A 15,928-nucleotide genomic window follows, 5' to 3' on the forward strand; every position below is an offset into this window, starting at 1 on the left:
TAATAATAGAGCGGATAATGGTTCTGAGATATATTACCTATCATGACAATAAACCATTATCTGAACTGGGCTCAGTATTTATTTTTACTCCTGAATTATAATATTTGCTCAGTATCAAATCGCGGGCTTCAAATTAGCTATGGCTATCAATGTGGTTTTTCCTCTTTTCCCTATAAGTATTTTATTTTGAGATTGTAGCATGTTGAGTAATTCATTTGCTTTACTGCGATTTCTAAATTTATTGGGACCATATTGGAGTATAGTATTTTTAGTAATGTAAGGTACAACATGGCGATTACAATGGTTCTTTATCCACCAATAAAGTTCATCCCCTTCCGTGATTGCGAGCGTGAATTCATTAGGCTTAGAAAATAAATGGATGTATTCATTCACATACCAGGTAGTTATCTTCACAGCATCTTCGATTGCAGAAAGAGGTATATCTCCATCGTTGCCATTAAAATAATGCAGCAGAGAGGCCACTCTGGCCATATTTTCTGCGACCTTAGAGGCATAATCTTTACAATTTGATAAGGAGCCGAAAAATCCCATATCTGACTCGACCTTGTTATAAAATTCTATCCAGCGATTTTCTGCTTCTAGAGAGAATCGTAGGCAAAGACGATCATTTTTATTATCTAAGGTAATATTATCGTTAACTATTTCCATCAGACGTTGATGGAAAACTGGCAAATGTTCGCTTGAAACAACGGGGCTAGAAATTTTTCTGGAACCTTGCGTTGAATCAGGCTGACATATCAAACACCGAGCGAAGAATCCGATCCCTTTAGCTGCTTCACCTTTACGTTGCAGATAACCTTTAAACACATCAGGCTGAACCATCAATGCTAACGTTAGTCTGGCATTTCTGATTAATTTCTCCGGCTCGCTTTTCCTTTCCACGGAAAACGTTGCACCATCCCACATTTTGTTGATGAAGGGTAGTTCGTTAAGCGTATAACCGTTAAAAATAGCACCAGCTTCATCAGACATAATACCGACAGATCGCCAGTACCCACAGAGGTGATCTTTAATAGCTGCAGGCGTAGCATCATTAAATATCAATTTGAATCTCACCGGTGCTTTCGGTGGCGACTGTAGTAGATCTTTAAGCTTTTCATTTGTTGCAAAATAATCTTTGTTGCGTTGAATATCTGATTTAAGTTTTAACATCAGTGCTTTTTTTTCAATATTAAAAATTGCTTCATCATTTTTCCAAATGGTAAGATCATGAGTATATTTTTCAAATAAATTTTCCTCCAGTTGATATAATGGCTTCATTAGCAGTTTATCAACTGTGCTTTTCCGTTCGCCGGATTCTGCCAGTGTCAGCAAGAAAAGTGATACCGGGCTACGTAGATTATTCAATCGGCAAACATCAATACGGTTCTGACAGGCAAGAGAAATTACTCCTAGAACAGAAGCAGCAATCAAACCTTGTGGAGCCTGCGTATGCTGTTCAACTTCATAGATTGCGTTTCTTATAATTTTAGGAAACGCGTCTACAGGGAAAGGACGATCGTTAAACATACAACACCTCTAATAGAATTTATGTTAAAAAATTCCGCACAAGTTGCTATTCCGCTATTAATGGCAGAAATAGCAGAATGAACACGGGTCATTCAGGAAAAAACAAAACAATAAATGTAAAAAAACTCCCAATGCTAACGTTTACTGATCCAGCACAGAAGGTCGCTTAACAGCCAGCCACAGGACTTCAACCCAATAGACTTACGCAACGGAAATTGACCGACTTGCTCCAGTTTCCATGCTGTTGAACGAGATACCGATGTGATGTACTGACGCTCTTTTTCACGTACGAGGCGATCATGGGGTTCGCCATAGTTGCGCAAGACCTGTAAACGTTCTTGTGGTGTTGGATAGTTGAATGTTGTTTTCATGTTGCCTCCTTCGTTTCAGTGAAAGCAGCATGTCTCAGTTTCCGAGGATGTGAAAGGAACAGATACCTTATTAAGACCTTAATAAGGTATCGAGGACAACAGGAAAACAACACTCTCATCCTTTTAACACAGCATGTAGGATGAAGAGTTCGGACAAAGTGGACTGAGCTATATCAATTCAATACATTGAGTTATATTGGAATGTTTTTTAACCAACGGCGAATAGTCTCAGGTTTGAATATATATTCTCCACCATATTTCTCTTCATTCAGACTGGTTAAAACACCTGCCATTGTTGTGAAGTTAACACTACCATCATTATCCAAACAATACTCATTTAGCAAAATATATAAAGCCAAATGCTCTACCTTAGAATAACGATTTTCACTTTCTTTCTTTTTAATTTTCGATGAACCAGTCAATGCAAACTCTAACTTTTCAATGTCATCAACATTCATACACAGGTCATTTTTATTAATTTCAATTGCTTCTTTAAATATCAAAAAGTCCCCTTCATCATGTCCTATGACTTTCAATAAAGCTGAAACATCGTAATCCGACAACAAAGGATTTAAATTAGATATTTTATAATCACCCTTAATGAACCGTGTAGTTGGTCCAGGTTTAATCCGCCAATATCCATATGCGTAACCGTCGTAATAAAACTGATCATCCCCGATGGGAATATAGAAAATACCCGCCCCTTTTTTCATTCGAAACTGTCTTATCTTAGTTAGAGGGGATTTATCTTTTTGATATAAATCAAATTCGTTAATAATTTCAACCTTGCGGTCTTCAATAAGATATTTATGCTGTTCGATATTATCTAGTGAACTATTAGGCGAACCAATCTCAGTGGAAATATCGTTTAACTCCTCCTTTAAGTGAGACTCATCGTCTTTACGAATAGAACATGATAATTGACACGAATTTCCTTCAAGATGTATATAGAGAGGGATATTATTATCACACCAAAGCTCTATTATATTTTCTAACTTAATACTATATTTTATACAGATAGTTTCAATAGTAAGAAATTGAGATTTGTTTTCCATTATATTTGTTCCTCCTCAGAATAAAATCCTCACCGATTTTACGCTTTTGATTGTGCTTTAAAATACTAACCAATGAGATCTATTGTCCAATTGATTCAGTACAACTATAATCCAATTGAATACATCAAGGAACCGCCCCATGCGCAAGCAATCAACATCACCGCAAGTTACTAAAGCCCAGATTTACCGCTCCGTTGCCAGCTCAACAGCGATCGAAACGGGCGTTTCTGTGCAAAAAATTGAGCAACAACTCAAAAAAAATCAGGCACAGGCGAAAGCCGTTGGCCTCGCCCGTTAATCTGGCAATATATCGCTCACCAGTTGCATCATAGGACTGTAGTTCCCTGATACGCCTGCCTGTATTGCCTTGAAGTAAAACGCCTTGTGCTCATCCCACAGGCTGTAGTCCAGTAAGCCCTTCCCCGCCAGAACTGACAACACATCGCAAAGCAATCTCGACAGACGCCCATTACCTTCTCTGAATGGATGGATCAAAATAAACTCCACATGGCATTCAGCCAGATAGCTAACCAGCTCCGGACGAGCCATGGATTTCAGTTCACCAGACCTAGAGAGAAACTGCCTCTCGAAACCATCAAGAAGCAGCGGAATCCTGTCGGCAGCGGCAAACTGAAAACCGTCTTTAGTTAAGTTGGCATTACGCAACCTCCCTGCCCAGTCATACACATTCCCCAGCCATTGGCGATGCCACCCACTGATGTGCTCAAAAGCCAGCACCGCTGGCGGCTGGCCTTCGATAAATAGCTGTTCATAAAGCATCAGCAACAGGCCTGATTCCAGAGCCTCCATTTCCTCTTCATCAGTGATCCCTAACTTATTAGCCAGCACCAAATCCCCAGAACCCGGCTGATAACGCTCTTCTGCTGAATTAAGCTCATATTTTGCCAAGCTCTTACCTCCGCCCAAACAAGTTCACAACGTTGTTTTCTTGCTGCCTTTGATAGCTATTAACCCTATCTTCCCAGATCTCAAGCGCCCTGCGCTTTTCAGTCAGGTAATCATAACGGTCATAGTGTTTCGAGCTTACGTCATTCAAAGCGTGATTCTGAATACGGTCACGGATCTCTTTACTGATCCCGGCTTCCCCCATTAACGTTTTACAAGTTCGACGTAAATCTCGCGCCGTGAAAACTTTAAACTCAGGATTGAAGGCCCGGAAATACATGATGGAACGCGCAAGGCTATCGGTACGTACTGGGCGCTCACCGTTGGTCGATAGAGGAAAAATATAGGGGCTGTTACTTTCCTTAGTCAGCTCTTTCACTGAGGCTAATTCCTGTAATGCCGACTCAGTCATCGGGATCAGGTGCTCACGCTTGTTTTTCGATACATCGGCAATGACCAGTAACGTCTTTTGCTGCCAGTCAATCGCGCTCCACTGGCTGGCAATCATTTCGAACGGGCGCTGCCCACCAGCATAAACGCAGAAGCGGATTAAATGCTGCATCAGCGGCCCAACGTTGGTGGCCTCTGCGAACTGCTCCATGACAAAACGAAGCTCTTCCAGCGTTAACCATGTATCACCCACTTTTTCCGCCGAAGACTGCTTCGGTATGGCCGATACCGGATTAACTTCAAGCCCGAACGTAATGCCCACGCTGGTATTCATCGGATCGTTATCAGCTTTCAAACCGTAGTTGAATGCCGCCATCAGGTAAGAACGAACTCGGTTTGCATGGACAACGGCATCACGCTGGATAATGCCTGAGAGGATGGTTTTGATCTGCAGAGGTGTCACGTCCTTCGCTTTGGTATCACGAGGAATAACGGTATAGCACTCTCGCTCCATGCGCTTCAATACATCAGCCCACGTCCGCTTATTGTCGAGCTTCATCTTGTTAACGTAGCCATGCACCAGCTCTTCAAATGATCCCTGAGAACGATGGATCTGCATAATATGCTGCTCGGCCAGGCGTTGTTGTTCAAGCTCTTGCTGGGGATCTTTTCCTTCAACAAGCCAGGCTCCGTACTTTTTCGCCAGCTCATTGGCCGTCACCAGTTTCATCTCAGGCCAGATGCCCAACTGAATGAATTTCTCTTTCTTCCCTTTCTCAACGTAGTAACGGAAATAAAAAACCTTGCTGCCTGACGGTTGAACCTTAACGCCAAGTCTGCCTGTACCACGTTGAGCGCTGTTGCTCCACACGTAGTACGCCGTGCTTTTTGTCTTCAATCCACGTATAGCAGTCTCAGTAAGATTAGCGGCCATGAGTTTACCTTTCTAAGGATAAGCGTTACCTGACCCGATGCCCATTTCGGGTCAGGTAATGGGTCAGGTAAGGATAGTACAATGGGGAAATAAGAGAACCAATCAGAAACAAAAATAACTTCATAACCGATTGATTATAGACAATTAAAAATACAAATAGAGACAATGGCGAACAATTAAAAACATGCCAATTTTATGACTCATAATCGCTTGGTCGCTGGTTCAAGTCCAGCAGGGGCCACCAGATACAGCAAGGGCTGGAGAGAAATCTCCGGCCCTTTGTTTTTCTGGAGGTATTGCTCACAGGCAGCAACAGTGCTTTCCAAAGCGCCAGATGCGTTACGTTCGGATAAAGCGTTTATCTGCGGTTAGTTTTTGGTTATCAAACGGCTGGACAGCCCTATTGCTGATCCTACAAACAGTGTGCCCCGTACCAGAAAAACAACAAACCTCTCATTCACCATCAAAAACCCTAAAAACTAAAGAAATCCCCCATCGCGCCGATCATCATCCGTGTGTATTATTTCCTGTAGCGTTTACAACAACTAACCTTAACTCAAATACTTAAGCCCCAAAGCGAAAGGCATCATGAGCACACCGATCAAACGGCTAGAAATCATTAAAAATGCCATTGAACTGGAAGATGACGACATCATCTTTAGTCAGCTGGCACGCCTGAAAAATGAAGCGTTTGGCGATGAGCTACAGGCAATCGTCGTGGCGCTTGAGCAAAAGAATTACACCGCCGCCATCGCGGCTATCACCACCTGGTTACAAAACCAGCGGGCGATAACCCAGTGGCGCGATCCGCAAGTGGCGGCCAGCAAGCTGGAGCTAAAAGCACTGGAAGAACGTCTGCGTGATCTTATTGATCGTCGCAACGCGCGTGTGCAGCAACTTGATGAGTTCAACGATCTCTATTTCTCCCGCCTCGGGCCTTTGATGCAGCAGATCCTCGCCCTGCGTAAAACACTTGCCGAGTTGAATCTGCGTCGTCAACAGGCGGAGGCACGTCGCCGCGAAGAGGACTACCGCCGTTGCCAGCAGTATATGGCGCAGGCAGTAGAGGTGTTAGCAACACTGACTCAGCGCTGGCGCGATCTGCCTGCGGATTCCTTGCAGGCTGCGGAAGCACGCAAACATCTTCAGCAGCAAAGCAACCTGATTGCAAATCTGCTGGCCGAAGCACTGGAGCTGGAAAGCGGGTTAACGCGTGAAGAGGAGCCCGCACGTCAGGCGCGGGATAATGCCAATAACGAGTATGAAAAATACCGTGAACAACACCATGATGCCGAGGTACGTCTGCGGAAAGGGACAAACCTCTCCGAAGAAGATCAGAACGAGCTAAAACGGCTCTGGCGTCAGGCAAGCAAGCTGTGCCACCCGGATCTGGTGGCAGACGATCTGAAAGAAGAAGCCAACACCATGATGGTGCAGCTGAATCAGGCCAAACAACGTGGAGACGTGAAAGCCATTCGCTCTCTGGTTGCTCGCCTGCAACAGGGCTTTGAGCCGCTGATGGCAAGCGACCGTCTGAACGATCTGGAGCGTATCCGCAAAAAAATGGCGCAGGTACGCGAGCAAATCGACACCTTAGTGAACGAGTTGGCCGAGCTGGAAAAAGAAGAGTCCTGGCTGCTGGTCTCGTCCCTGAACAATATGGAAGCTTACTTTATCCAGCAGGAGAAAGCCCTGCATGATGTTCGCGCCTCGCTCGAACATCAGGTAAGCGAAGCGCAGCTGGATACCGCCGCGTAATTATTTGGCGTGCCAGTACGCGCTGGCACGCACTAATTGCTGATCAATCTCGTCATTTTCAAACTGGCGACTCAGGCTTTTCACCACCTTCCCTTCCCCGGTTAACCAGATAAAGTAATCCTCTGCGGGCACGTTAATCGCCGCCAGCTGGTCTGCCACCGCCTGCTCGCTATGCCCGACGACCCAGGTGATGTTGAACTCACTCAGATGCGCCAGATAATCCTTGTAAGACGCATCGCCAATGGTCACAACGGCATGAACGTCTGGGCGCACCGGCAGTCTGGCTATCGCTTCTAAACGGCGACGCAACGCAGGCATCCCGGATTCATCGCACACATACAACTGCCAGGCGTAATCCTCCGCGACCACCAGTGAACCGCGAGGGCCGCCAATAGTGAGTTTGTCGCCCACTTTCGCCTGTAGCGCCCAGTTGCTGGCAACCCCGCCATCATGGACAAAGAAATCGTAAACCAGTTCATGACGCGCTTCATCGTACAGCGGTGTGTAGTCACGCGCTTGCGGGCGCACGCCTTCGCCCCAGTCGATCCCTTCTTCGGTCACTACTGGTGGAACAAACGTCGCCCCTGGCTCCGGGAAAAAGACTTTGCTGTGGTCGTCGAAACCTCTGGAGCTAAAGCCCTCCAGGGCGTCTCCGCCTAAGACGATACGCTGGAAGCCAGCCGCGACACGCTCAACGCGGAGCACAGTCAGCTCGCGAAAGCGCAGGTCGTTACAGACGCGTTGTGGGTAGCGGGTAGATGCCATTTTTATGCCTTCCTGATGTGAATACGATATATCTAAATTAAACTGCAAATGATAATGATTGCTAACAATCAGGATTGCAAGATATTTTTTGATATAGTTAACACCAGACAAGAAGTACAATTAAAATTCCAACACAATCAATATATTAACAAACATTACGATGACGACATTGCTATTAAGATATACTTAGATATAAATTAGATATATCAATTTAAGGAGATACGATGCGACACGCACATGAAGGCGGTGGACGCCGCCAGCGATTTTTCGGCCACGGCGAACTGCGGTTGGTGATTCTGGATATTCTGACCCGCAATGCGAGCCACGGTTACGAGCTGATAAAAGAGATTGAGAACATGACTCAGGGGAACTATACCCCAAGTCCCGGCGTCATCTACCCGACCCTCGATTTCTTGCAGGATCAGACCTTTATCACCATTACGGAAGAAGAAACCGGGCGCAAAAAGATTGCCATTACCCTGGCCGGGCAACACTGGCTGGATGAAAATCTGGAACATCTGGAGAACATTCAGCTGCGGATCAAAGCCCGCTGCGTTGGCTTCCAGTTGCGAAAAAACCCGCAGATGAAGCGGGCTCTGGATAACTTCAAGGCCGTGCTGGACCTCAGGGTCAATCAGGGAGAACTCAGCGACGCGCAGCTTAAGCAGATCATCGGCGTTATCGACCGCGCGGCGCTGGAGATCTCCCAGTTGGATTAAGCCGGTGCGTACTCGTTCACGCGGAAGACTTTTACCAACTCTTTCAGTTGCGTCGCTTGCTCGTTAAGCGATGCAGCCGCCGCGACAGACTCCTCCACCAGCGCCGAGTTCTGCTGAGTGGTGGCGTCAATCAGGCCAATCGCGCTGTTAATCTGCGAAATTCCTTCAGTCTGCTCATGGCTTGCCTGACGGATCTCCCGCAGGATGACGTCCATCTCTTCCACGTTGCCGACCATGCCGTTGATAAGCCCACTGGCTTTCTCTACCAGGTTCATCCCGTCCTGCGTCTGGCTGGTTGAGCTTTCAATCAGCTGGCGGATCTCACTGGCAGAAGAGGCACTCTTCTGTGCCAGCTGGCGCACTTCACCGGCGACCACAGCAAAGCCACGACCGTGCTCACCCGCACGCGCTGCTTCCACTGCCGCATTCAGCGCCAGAATATTGGTCTGGAAGGCAATGGCGTCGATCAGGTCGATAATGTCGGACATCCGGTTCGACGTTTCGTTAATCAGGCGCATTTTGCTGGTCACCTGCTTCATCATCTCGCCGTTGTTTTTTACCACCATGGCCGCATCGGCAGAGAGGTTGGTCGCTTCCCCGGTATGTGATGCGGTATTTTTTACCGTTGCCGTGATTTGCTCCATCGATGCCGCAGTCTGTTCTACAGAGCTGGCCTGCTCTTCTGTTCGTGCGGCTAAATCCTGGTTACCGGCGACAATCTGCGCGGCAGCGCTGGAAATGTTTTCTGAGCCGGTCTGCACCTGCTGCACTATCTCCTGCAAGCGGGTTTTCATCTCCATCAGCGCATTGAGCAGATGGCCGGTTTCATCGTTACCGTGAGAGGTGATATTGCGCGTCAGGTCACCTTGTGCAATCGCTTCGGCAAATGCTACCGCGGTACCCAGTGGACGGGTAATCGAGCGGACAATGTACCAGCCAATCAGGCTGCCAGCGCCCACGCTGAACAGCGTGATAATAATCAGCCACAGACGGTTGCTTCTGAAATCACTATTCACCTGCGCGCCGGCGCTTTGCATCTGGCCGTTTTGAACGCTGATAAGCTCCTTCACTTTATCCTTGTAGGCCTTTTGCAGGTTGATGGTGTTGGTCATCATCTCCTGAATGGCACCTGCGCGATCGTTGTTCTGTACGGCCTGCAAAATGCGGTAGCGGGAGTCGAGATACTGCTGGCGCACCCCGCGAATATCGGCCAGAACCTGCTGAGATTTTCGATCGTGCAGTTCGTTATTCAGGTCGCCCAGGATAACAGTGATATGTTCACTGATCTCTTTCAGGCGCTGCTGGGACTGCGCGGTGTACTTGCCCTGCTCATCCAGCAACATGAGCTGCTGAGTGCTAATAAATTCCTGGAAGTTATCGATTAACTCGTTTGCTTTTACCGTGGTCGGATAATCATTGGTGATGATGGTGTGCATCCCGTTGTTGGCCCGGTTCAGGCTCAGCAGAGACAAGGTTGCACTTACCACCATCAACACAATAAAGAATCCAAACGCCAGAAATAATTTCGTGCCGATCTTTACGTCATGTAAGAACATATTTACTCCATCGATGTGATTATTTCTCAGACGTTCTCCGTTATCGGTAACTAATCACCTAACTTTATGACTTTGATCGTTTTTTTATTCAATAACCGACATGATGGATAGGCGTTAACTATTAATATTGGCGCATTGATCGTTATACAACCAACACAAGGACGATTTCTGAAACAGAATCGTGGAAAACTGACTTAGGCAGGGATAAATAGCTGAGATAATTTATTTAGTTATTTAATATATATTTAACATTAATTCGTAATAGTAATTACAAATAACGGAAATAATAAAGCCGTTTATCCCGGACGAAATAAACGGCTTTTCTGGAACATTACTGACTCAATGCAGCACAGTCACCGCGTCTTCCAGGCGCCCGGCACGGTGTTTAACCATGGCGGAGATCTGCGCGCTCTCTTCTACCAGGTCGGCATTTTTCTGGGTAATACTGTCCAGCTCTGCCACTGCGCGGGTCAGCTCCGATAACCCGGTTGCCTGCTCAGAGGTCGAATGGCTAATCTGCGCGATTAGCTGAGTCACGTTCTTCACCTGCTCCACGATGTCGTCCATCGTGCGGCCTGCGGCGTGAACCTGGTCGGAGCCCGACTGTACCTTGCTGGCGCTGGCATCAATAAGCTTACGAATATCGTTGGCCGCATTGGCGCTTCGGCTGGCCAGGTGGCGAACTTCGCCTGCCACCACCGCAAAGCCTTTACCCTGCTCGCCCGCTCTTGCTGCCTCTACCGCCGCGTTCAACGCCAGAATATTAGTCTGGAACGCAATGTCGTTGATAAGCGAGGTAATCGAGCCGATCCGCTGAGTGCTGTCAGCGATATCGTCCATGGTTTTCACCACAGTCTGCATCGCATTTCCGCCTTCGGTTGCCGCACTGCTGGCGGCCATGGAAAGCTTATCCACTTCGGCGGCCGTTTCAGAATTGCTTTGTACCGAGGCCGCCATCTGGTTCATTGTCGCCACGGTCTGCTGCACGTTGGTGACGGTCTGGCGCGTGCGGTCGTTGAGATCCTCATTGCCCTGCGCCAGCCTGTCGCTGCCATTGCGCACGCTGACCACCTGGCTTGATACGTCATTAATCAACCAGCGGCACATCAACCCAAGTTGCCCCACCGCCCGTAAAGTCAGCCCCAGCTCATCGCTGCGATTAAGGTGCTGCACGGTGTTGCGATCCCCGGTTGCGACCTTCAAAGCCTGACGCGCCACGTTTTCTACCGGGCGGACAATTTGCTGCTCAAACAGCAGGGTCCCCAGCAGCATTACGACAGCCGCCGCCACGAAGGATGCCCAGCCTGCGGATGTTGCCCAAAGTGTTGCCGCCATCACCGCAAACAGCGCCGCCATCACACTGCGTACCCGCCAGCGCAGCGGCATTGCAGGCAGTTTGCCAAGCCAGCTTTTGCGTACCACCAGCCCTTTGTGGATCCGCTTGTTGCAGCGCCCGTCATTCAGTGCCTGATATAAAGGCTCCACGGTGGCAATCTCTTCAGCCGTCGCTTTGGTGCGAATCGACATATACCCTGTGACCTGGCCGTGACGCACCATCGGCACCGCGTTTGCGCGCACCCAATAGTGGTCGCCATTTTTACGGCGGTTTTTGACAATCCCGCTCCACGGCTCACCCTTTTGTAGCGTGTACCACATATCGGCAAAGGCCGCTTTTGGCATGTCCGGGTGGCGCACCAGATTATGTGGCTGTGCCAGCAGTTCCTTGAGTGAATACCCACTCACCTGAACAAAGGTGTCGTTGGTATGGGTCATGTAGCTGTGCAGGTCGGTGGTCGACATTAAGGTGGTGTCATCGTCCAGAGGATATTCGTTCTGGGTGACATAGGATGGAGAGGACATTATGAGCATCCCTTGCAGGTTATTTGAATGTTAATTTTGTGGCTTAATCTTTTTTCGGCGGTAAACAGTTTATCTTTAGTTGTTAAATTTGATTGAGATCGCAAATCCCGGTTAAACCGCACTTTCTGTACGTTTTTCTAATTAATTGATTTAAAATACTTTCGTCAGGAAATTACTCCTGAAGCATGACCTGTTAATGCCCACTAAAGAAGCACGCCATGCACCACCCAGGTGCAATTGACAAAATAGGTCGCTAAAACATCGGCCTTCTCTCTGTCGCTTAATCCCGTCTCGCTTATTTCGGCATGATTAAATATTGCGCAACATAAATTTAACCTGGCGTTTATCCCGATTTTCGTTAAGTCAGCTGAAGTGGCGTAATCCCTGCAATACTTAACGCAGTATCATGTGATACGCGATCCCCGGGAGCACATTTTGAACAGGTTACCTTCCAGCGCCTCGGCTCTTGCCTGTACCGCGCACGCATTGAATCTCATTGAGAAGCGAACGCTTGATCATGAGGAGATGAAACAACTTAACCGAGAGGTCATCGATTACTTTAAAGAGCATGTAAATCCTGGTTTTTTGGAGTATCGCAAATCTGTTACCGCCGGCGGGGATTACGGAGCCGTAGAGTGGCAAGCGGGAAGTCTGAACACGCTTGTCGACACCCAGGGACAGGAATTTATAGATTGCCTGGGTGGTTTTGGCATTTTCAACGTGGGGCACCGTAATCCAGTTGTGGTTTCCGCCGTACAGAATCAACTCGCGAAACAACCTCTTCATAGCCAGGAACTGCTCGACCCACTTCGCGCCATGCTGGCGAAAACGCTGGCGGCCTTAACGCCCGGCAAACTGAAATACAGCTTCTTTAGTAATAGCGGCACGGAATCGGTCGAAGCGGCGCTGAAACTCGCCAAAGCGTACCAGTCGCCGCGCGGCAAATTCACCTTTATTGCCACCAGTGGCGCATTCCACGGTAAGTCGTTAGGCTCGCTGTCCGCGACCGCGAAATCTACCTTCCGCAAACCGTTCATGCCGCTGCTGCCTGGCTTCCGCCATGTGCCATTTGGCGACATTAACGCTATGCGCACCATGCTCAGCGAGTGCCGTAAAACCGGCGACGACGTAGCGGCGGTGATCCTGGAGCCAATTCAGGGTGAAGGCGGCGTGATCCTGCCACCGCCGGGCTATCTGCCTGCCGTGCGTCAGCTGTGCGATGAGTTTGGTGCTCTGCTTATTCTTGACGAAGTGCAGACCGGCATGGGCCGCACCGGCAAGATGTTTGCCTGCGAGCATGAAAATGTGCAGCCAGACATCCTGTGCCTTGCGAAAGCGCTCGGCGGCGGTGTGATGCCGATTGGTGCCACAGTTGCTACCGAAGAGGTGTTCTCGGTGTTGTTTGATAACCCATTCCTGCACACCACCACCTTCGGCGGTAACCCGCTCTCCTGTGCGGCAGCACTGGCCACCATCAACGTGCTGCTTGAGCAAAACCTGCCTGCGCAGGCGGAGCAGAAAGGCGACATGCTGCTGGATGGCTTCCGCCAGCTGGGTCGTGAATATCCTGACCTGGTGCAGGAAGCACGCGGCAAAGGGATGCTGATGGCAATTGAGTTTGTCGATAACGAAACCGGCTACAGCTTCGCAAGCGAGATGTTCCGCCAGCGGGTACTGGTGGCTGGTACGCTCAACAACTCAAAAACCATCCGTGTTGAACCACCGCTGACGCTCACCATTGAACAGTGTGAACTGGTGCTGAAAGCGGCGCGTAAAGCGCTGGCCGCGATGCGGGTCAGTGTGGAAGAGGCGTAAACGCAACGCCCTCTCCTGGGAGGGGGCGTTGTTATTTTATTCCTGAGGCGCTTGCGCTTACCCGGTCTACAAAAAGCATTACGCCGGTAACAACCCCACAAAACTGCGTTTCTTACGCGGCTCTGACATCAACGCCTCGAGCTTATCCACGCACGCCAGGTAGTGCGGCGTTTTCTTATGGGCCAACACCGCCTCTTCGTCCTTGTAGGCCTCGTAGATAAAGAACCGGGTTTTCACGCGTGGGTCCTGCAGTACATCAAAACGCAGGTTCCCCGGCTCCTGAATCGCGCCTTCGTGGTTGGCGCGAAACACCTCCAGAAATTCGTCCACCCGTTCAGGCTTGATGTTGATCTCCACTAACGTCACGTTCATTTTGCTTCTCCCTGTTTCTCTTCCTGCCAGAACTGGAACGCTTCCCGCGCGTTCATGTTCTCGTGAACCACTTTCTTCACCGCTTTCAGCATTGCCAGCGGCGCGCTGGACTGGAATATATTGCGCCCCATATCCACGCCAGATGCGCCCTGGTCGATTGCCCGCCAGCACATCTCCAGCGCCTCGTGCTCCGGCAGCTTTTTGCCCCCGGCGATGACGATCGGCACAGGGCAGCTGGCGGTCACTTTTTCAAAGCCTTCATCCACATAATAGGTTTTGACGAACTGCGCCCCCATTTCGGCGGCGATACGGCTGGCGAGCGAGAAATAACGCGCGTCGCGCGCCATCTCTTTGCCGACTCCCGTCACCGCCAGCGTAGGCACGCCGTAGCGCGCACCCGCGTCCACCAGCCTGATGATGTTGTTGATCGACTGATGCTCAAACTCACTGCCGATGTATACCTGCGCCGCCACCGCGCAGACGTTCAGGCGCAGGGCATCTTCCATCGCCACTGCCACACACTCGTTGGACAACTCACCCAGAATCGAGTTACCGCCAGAAGCGCGCAGCACAACAGGCTTGTTAGTGGCAGCAGGCACCTGACTGCGCAGAATGCCGCGGGTACACATCAGCACGTCAGTTTCGCCAAACAACGGCGCAATAGAGAGATCGATACGCTCAAGGCCGGTGGTCGGCCCCTGGAAATAGCCGTGGTCAAAGGCAAGCATCACCGTGCGGTTGCTTTTCGGGTTAAAGATCCGCGCCAGCCTCGACTGCATTCCCCAGTCCAGCGAGCCGCAACCCTTCAGGGTGAATGGCACGTTCTGCTGCGGTGTGCCGATGCCAAAATCCTTGCCGTCTTTGATGTCGTCTAAATCAGCCATGTGCTCCCCCGTCAGAAATCGTATTTGTTGATGTTCTCTTTGGTGAATACCACGCGCTCCGGCAGCAGCACGATACCGTTGCCTTTCGCCTCATACTGATAACCCTGCACGCTGTTGGGCTCGACCTTCAGCGCCCCGATGTCTTTTACATCCACGCTGTCGCCAACGTTAAGATCGCCTTTTTTCAGCAAATGATCGGCGACATTGACCGCAATTTTGCCCTGCTGAACCACATCCCACAGACCGAAGGCTTTCACCGTGCCACGCTCCACGTACGGACGCATCACGTTCGGGGTGCTGAACCCGACAATCGCCACCCCTTCACGCTTGAGGTTTTCCGCCGCCTGTGCCGCCGCTGGCAGCGCGTTGGCGTCCGGGGCGATGATCGCATCCAGATCCGGGTAGGCTTTTAAGATCCCTTCAGCGGTTTGCAGGGACTTAGTGGCATCGTTATAGCCAAACTGTGTGGTCACAATTTGCCACTGAGGGTGCTCTTTCTCGATTTTGGCTTTGGCCTCTTTCACCCACTGGTTCTGGTCGGTGACGGTCGGGCTTGAGTAGAAGAACGCCACTTTGGCATTCGGTTTGGTCACTTGCTTGCCAGCCATTTCTACCAGCAGGCCGCCGAGCTGTTCCGGGGTTCCCTGGTTGATGTAGATACTGCGGCACTCAGGTTTGGTGTCGGAATCCCAGGTCAGTACCTTAACGCCGCGCTGCATTGCGCGCTTGAGCGCCGGGCAAAGCCCGTCTGGCGACACGGCGGAGACGATAATGGCGTTATAGCCCTGGTTGACGAAGTTATTGATAAGCTGCACCTGGCCGGAGACGCTTGGCTCAGTCGGGCCGTCGTATGTGACCTCTGCACCGAGGTCTTTGCCCGCCTCTTTTGCACCGTTACCCCCGCTGGTAAAGAAGCCAACGCCCACCAGCTTAGGAATAAAGGCAATGCGGTCTGCCGCCTGCGCAGACGCCACGCTAAGCGCCATCGCCAGGACTATCAGTTTTGTTTTCAT

At 49.7% G+C, this 15,928-nt stretch carries 15 protein-coding genes; 4 read left to right on the forward strand and 11 right to left on the reverse strand.

Annotated elements, in window-relative coordinates:
* Positions 1–114: 114 nt before the first annotated feature.
* The 3 genes from HV107_RS06470 to HV107_RS06480 all read right to left on the reverse strand — a co-directional run bounded on the left by HV107_RS06470 (position 115) and on the right by HV107_RS06480 (position 2,956).
* Complete coding sequence (locus tag HV107_RS06470; RefSeq protein ID WP_182062529.1) at positions 115–1,530, reverse strand: YfjI family protein; 1,416 nt, start codon at positions 1,528–1,530, stop codon at positions 115–117.
* Positions 1,531–1,664: 134 nt separating this feature from the next.
* Complete coding sequence (locus HV107_RS06475) at positions 1,665–1,901, reverse strand: AlpA family transcriptional regulator (RefSeq protein ID WP_182062530.1); 237 nt, start codon at positions 1,899–1,901, stop codon at positions 1,665–1,667.
* 191 nt (positions 1,902–2,092) lie between these two features.
* Entirely contained in the window at positions 2,093–2,956 is an 864-nt protein-coding gene (locus tag HV107_RS06480) for a hypothetical protein (protein WP_182062531.1), read from the reverse strand.
* 139 nt (positions 2,957–3,095) lie between these two features.
* On the opposite strand from HV107_RS06480, the gene HV107_RS06485 reads away from it, so the two are divergent.
* Complete coding sequence (locus HV107_RS06485; RefSeq protein ID WP_182062532.1) at positions 3,096–3,254, forward strand: hypothetical protein; 159 nt, start codon at positions 3,096–3,098, stop codon at positions 3,252–3,254.
* Here HV107_RS06485 and HV107_RS06490 read toward each other — a convergent pair.
* A complete protein-coding gene (locus tag HV107_RS06490; RefSeq protein ID WP_182062533.1) occupies positions 3,251–3,865 on the reverse strand; it encodes a Fic family protein in 615 nt (204 codons plus the stop codon). The genes HV107_RS06485 and HV107_RS06490 overlap by 4 nt on opposite strands.
* Before the next feature lie 4 nt (positions 3,866–3,869).
* Entirely contained in the window at positions 3,870–5,186 is a 1,317-nt protein-coding gene (locus HV107_RS06495) for a site-specific integrase (protein WP_182062534.1), read from the reverse strand.
* 588 nt (positions 5,187–5,774) lie between these two features.
* Between HV107_RS06495 and HV107_RS06500 the strand changes: the two genes are divergently transcribed.
* Complete coding sequence (locus tag HV107_RS06500; RefSeq protein ID WP_182062535.1) at positions 5,775–6,944, forward strand: DNA repair protein; 1,170 nt, start codon at positions 5,775–5,777, stop codon at positions 6,942–6,944.
* Here HV107_RS06500 and HV107_RS06505 read toward each other — a convergent pair whose 3' ends face one another.
* Positions 6,945–7,709: a siderophore-interacting protein gene (locus HV107_RS06505; protein ID WP_182062536.1), complete on the reverse strand. Its 765-nt coding sequence runs from the start codon at positions 7,707–7,709 to the stop codon at positions 6,945–6,947.
* 224 nt (positions 7,710–7,933) lie between these two features.
* Here HV107_RS06505 and HV107_RS06510 point away from each other — a divergent pair, with 224 nt between their 5' ends.
* Positions 7,934–8,428: a PadR family transcriptional regulator gene (locus HV107_RS06510; protein ID WP_166717986.1), complete on the forward strand. Its 495-nt coding sequence runs from the start codon at positions 7,934–7,936 to the stop codon at positions 8,426–8,428.
* Here HV107_RS06510 and HV107_RS06515 read toward each other — a convergent pair.
* Entirely contained in the window at positions 8,425–9,984 is a 1,560-nt protein-coding gene (locus HV107_RS06515) for a methyl-accepting chemotaxis protein (protein ID WP_182062537.1), read from the reverse strand. The two genes, HV107_RS06510 and HV107_RS06515, sit on opposite strands and share 4 nt — an antisense overlap.
* A 339-nt stretch (positions 9,985–10,323) precedes the next feature.
* Positions 10,324–11,844, reverse strand: a complete 1,521-nt coding sequence (locus HV107_RS06520) for a PAS domain-containing methyl-accepting chemotaxis protein (protein WP_182062538.1) — start codon at positions 11,842–11,844, stop codon at positions 10,324–10,326.
* A gap of 435 nt (positions 11,845–12,279) precedes the next feature.
* Between HV107_RS06520 and ygjG the strand changes: the two genes are divergently transcribed.
* Entirely contained in the window at positions 12,280–13,659 is a 1,380-nt protein-coding gene (gene ygjG / locus HV107_RS06525) for a putrescine aminotransferase (protein WP_182062539.1), read from the forward strand.
* A gap of 78 nt (positions 13,660–13,737) precedes the next feature.
* On the opposite strand, the gene lsrG is transcribed toward ygjG, so the two are convergent.
* Genes lsrG through lsrB form a run of 3 tightly spaced genes read right to left on the reverse strand, consistent with a single transcriptional unit; the run spans position 13,738 to position 15,928 of the window.
* On the reverse strand, positions 13,738–14,031 hold the full coding sequence (lsrG, locus tag HV107_RS06530) for a (4S)-4-hydroxy-5-phosphonooxypentane-2,3-dione isomerase (RefSeq protein WP_166717989.1): 294 nt from the start codon (positions 14,029–14,031) through the stop codon (positions 13,738–13,740).
* Positions 14,028–14,915, reverse strand: coding sequence for a 3-hydroxy-5-phosphonooxypentane-2,4-dione thiolase (gene lsrF, locus HV107_RS06535; protein ID WP_182062540.1), 888 nt, complete (start codon positions 14,913–14,915; stop codon positions 14,028–14,030). Before lsrF ends, lsrG begins: the two co-directional genes overlap by 4 nt.
* Before the next feature lie 11 nt (positions 14,916–14,926).
* Positions 14,927–15,928, reverse strand: coding sequence for an autoinducer 2 ABC transporter substrate-binding protein LsrB (lsrB, locus tag HV107_RS06540; protein WP_182062541.1), 1,002 nt, complete (start codon positions 15,926–15,928; stop codon positions 14,927–14,929).

The organism is Enterobacter sp. RHBSTW-00175, assembly GCF_013927005.1.
GTDB lineage: Bacteria > Pseudomonadota > Gammaproteobacteria > Enterobacterales > Enterobacteriaceae > Enterobacter.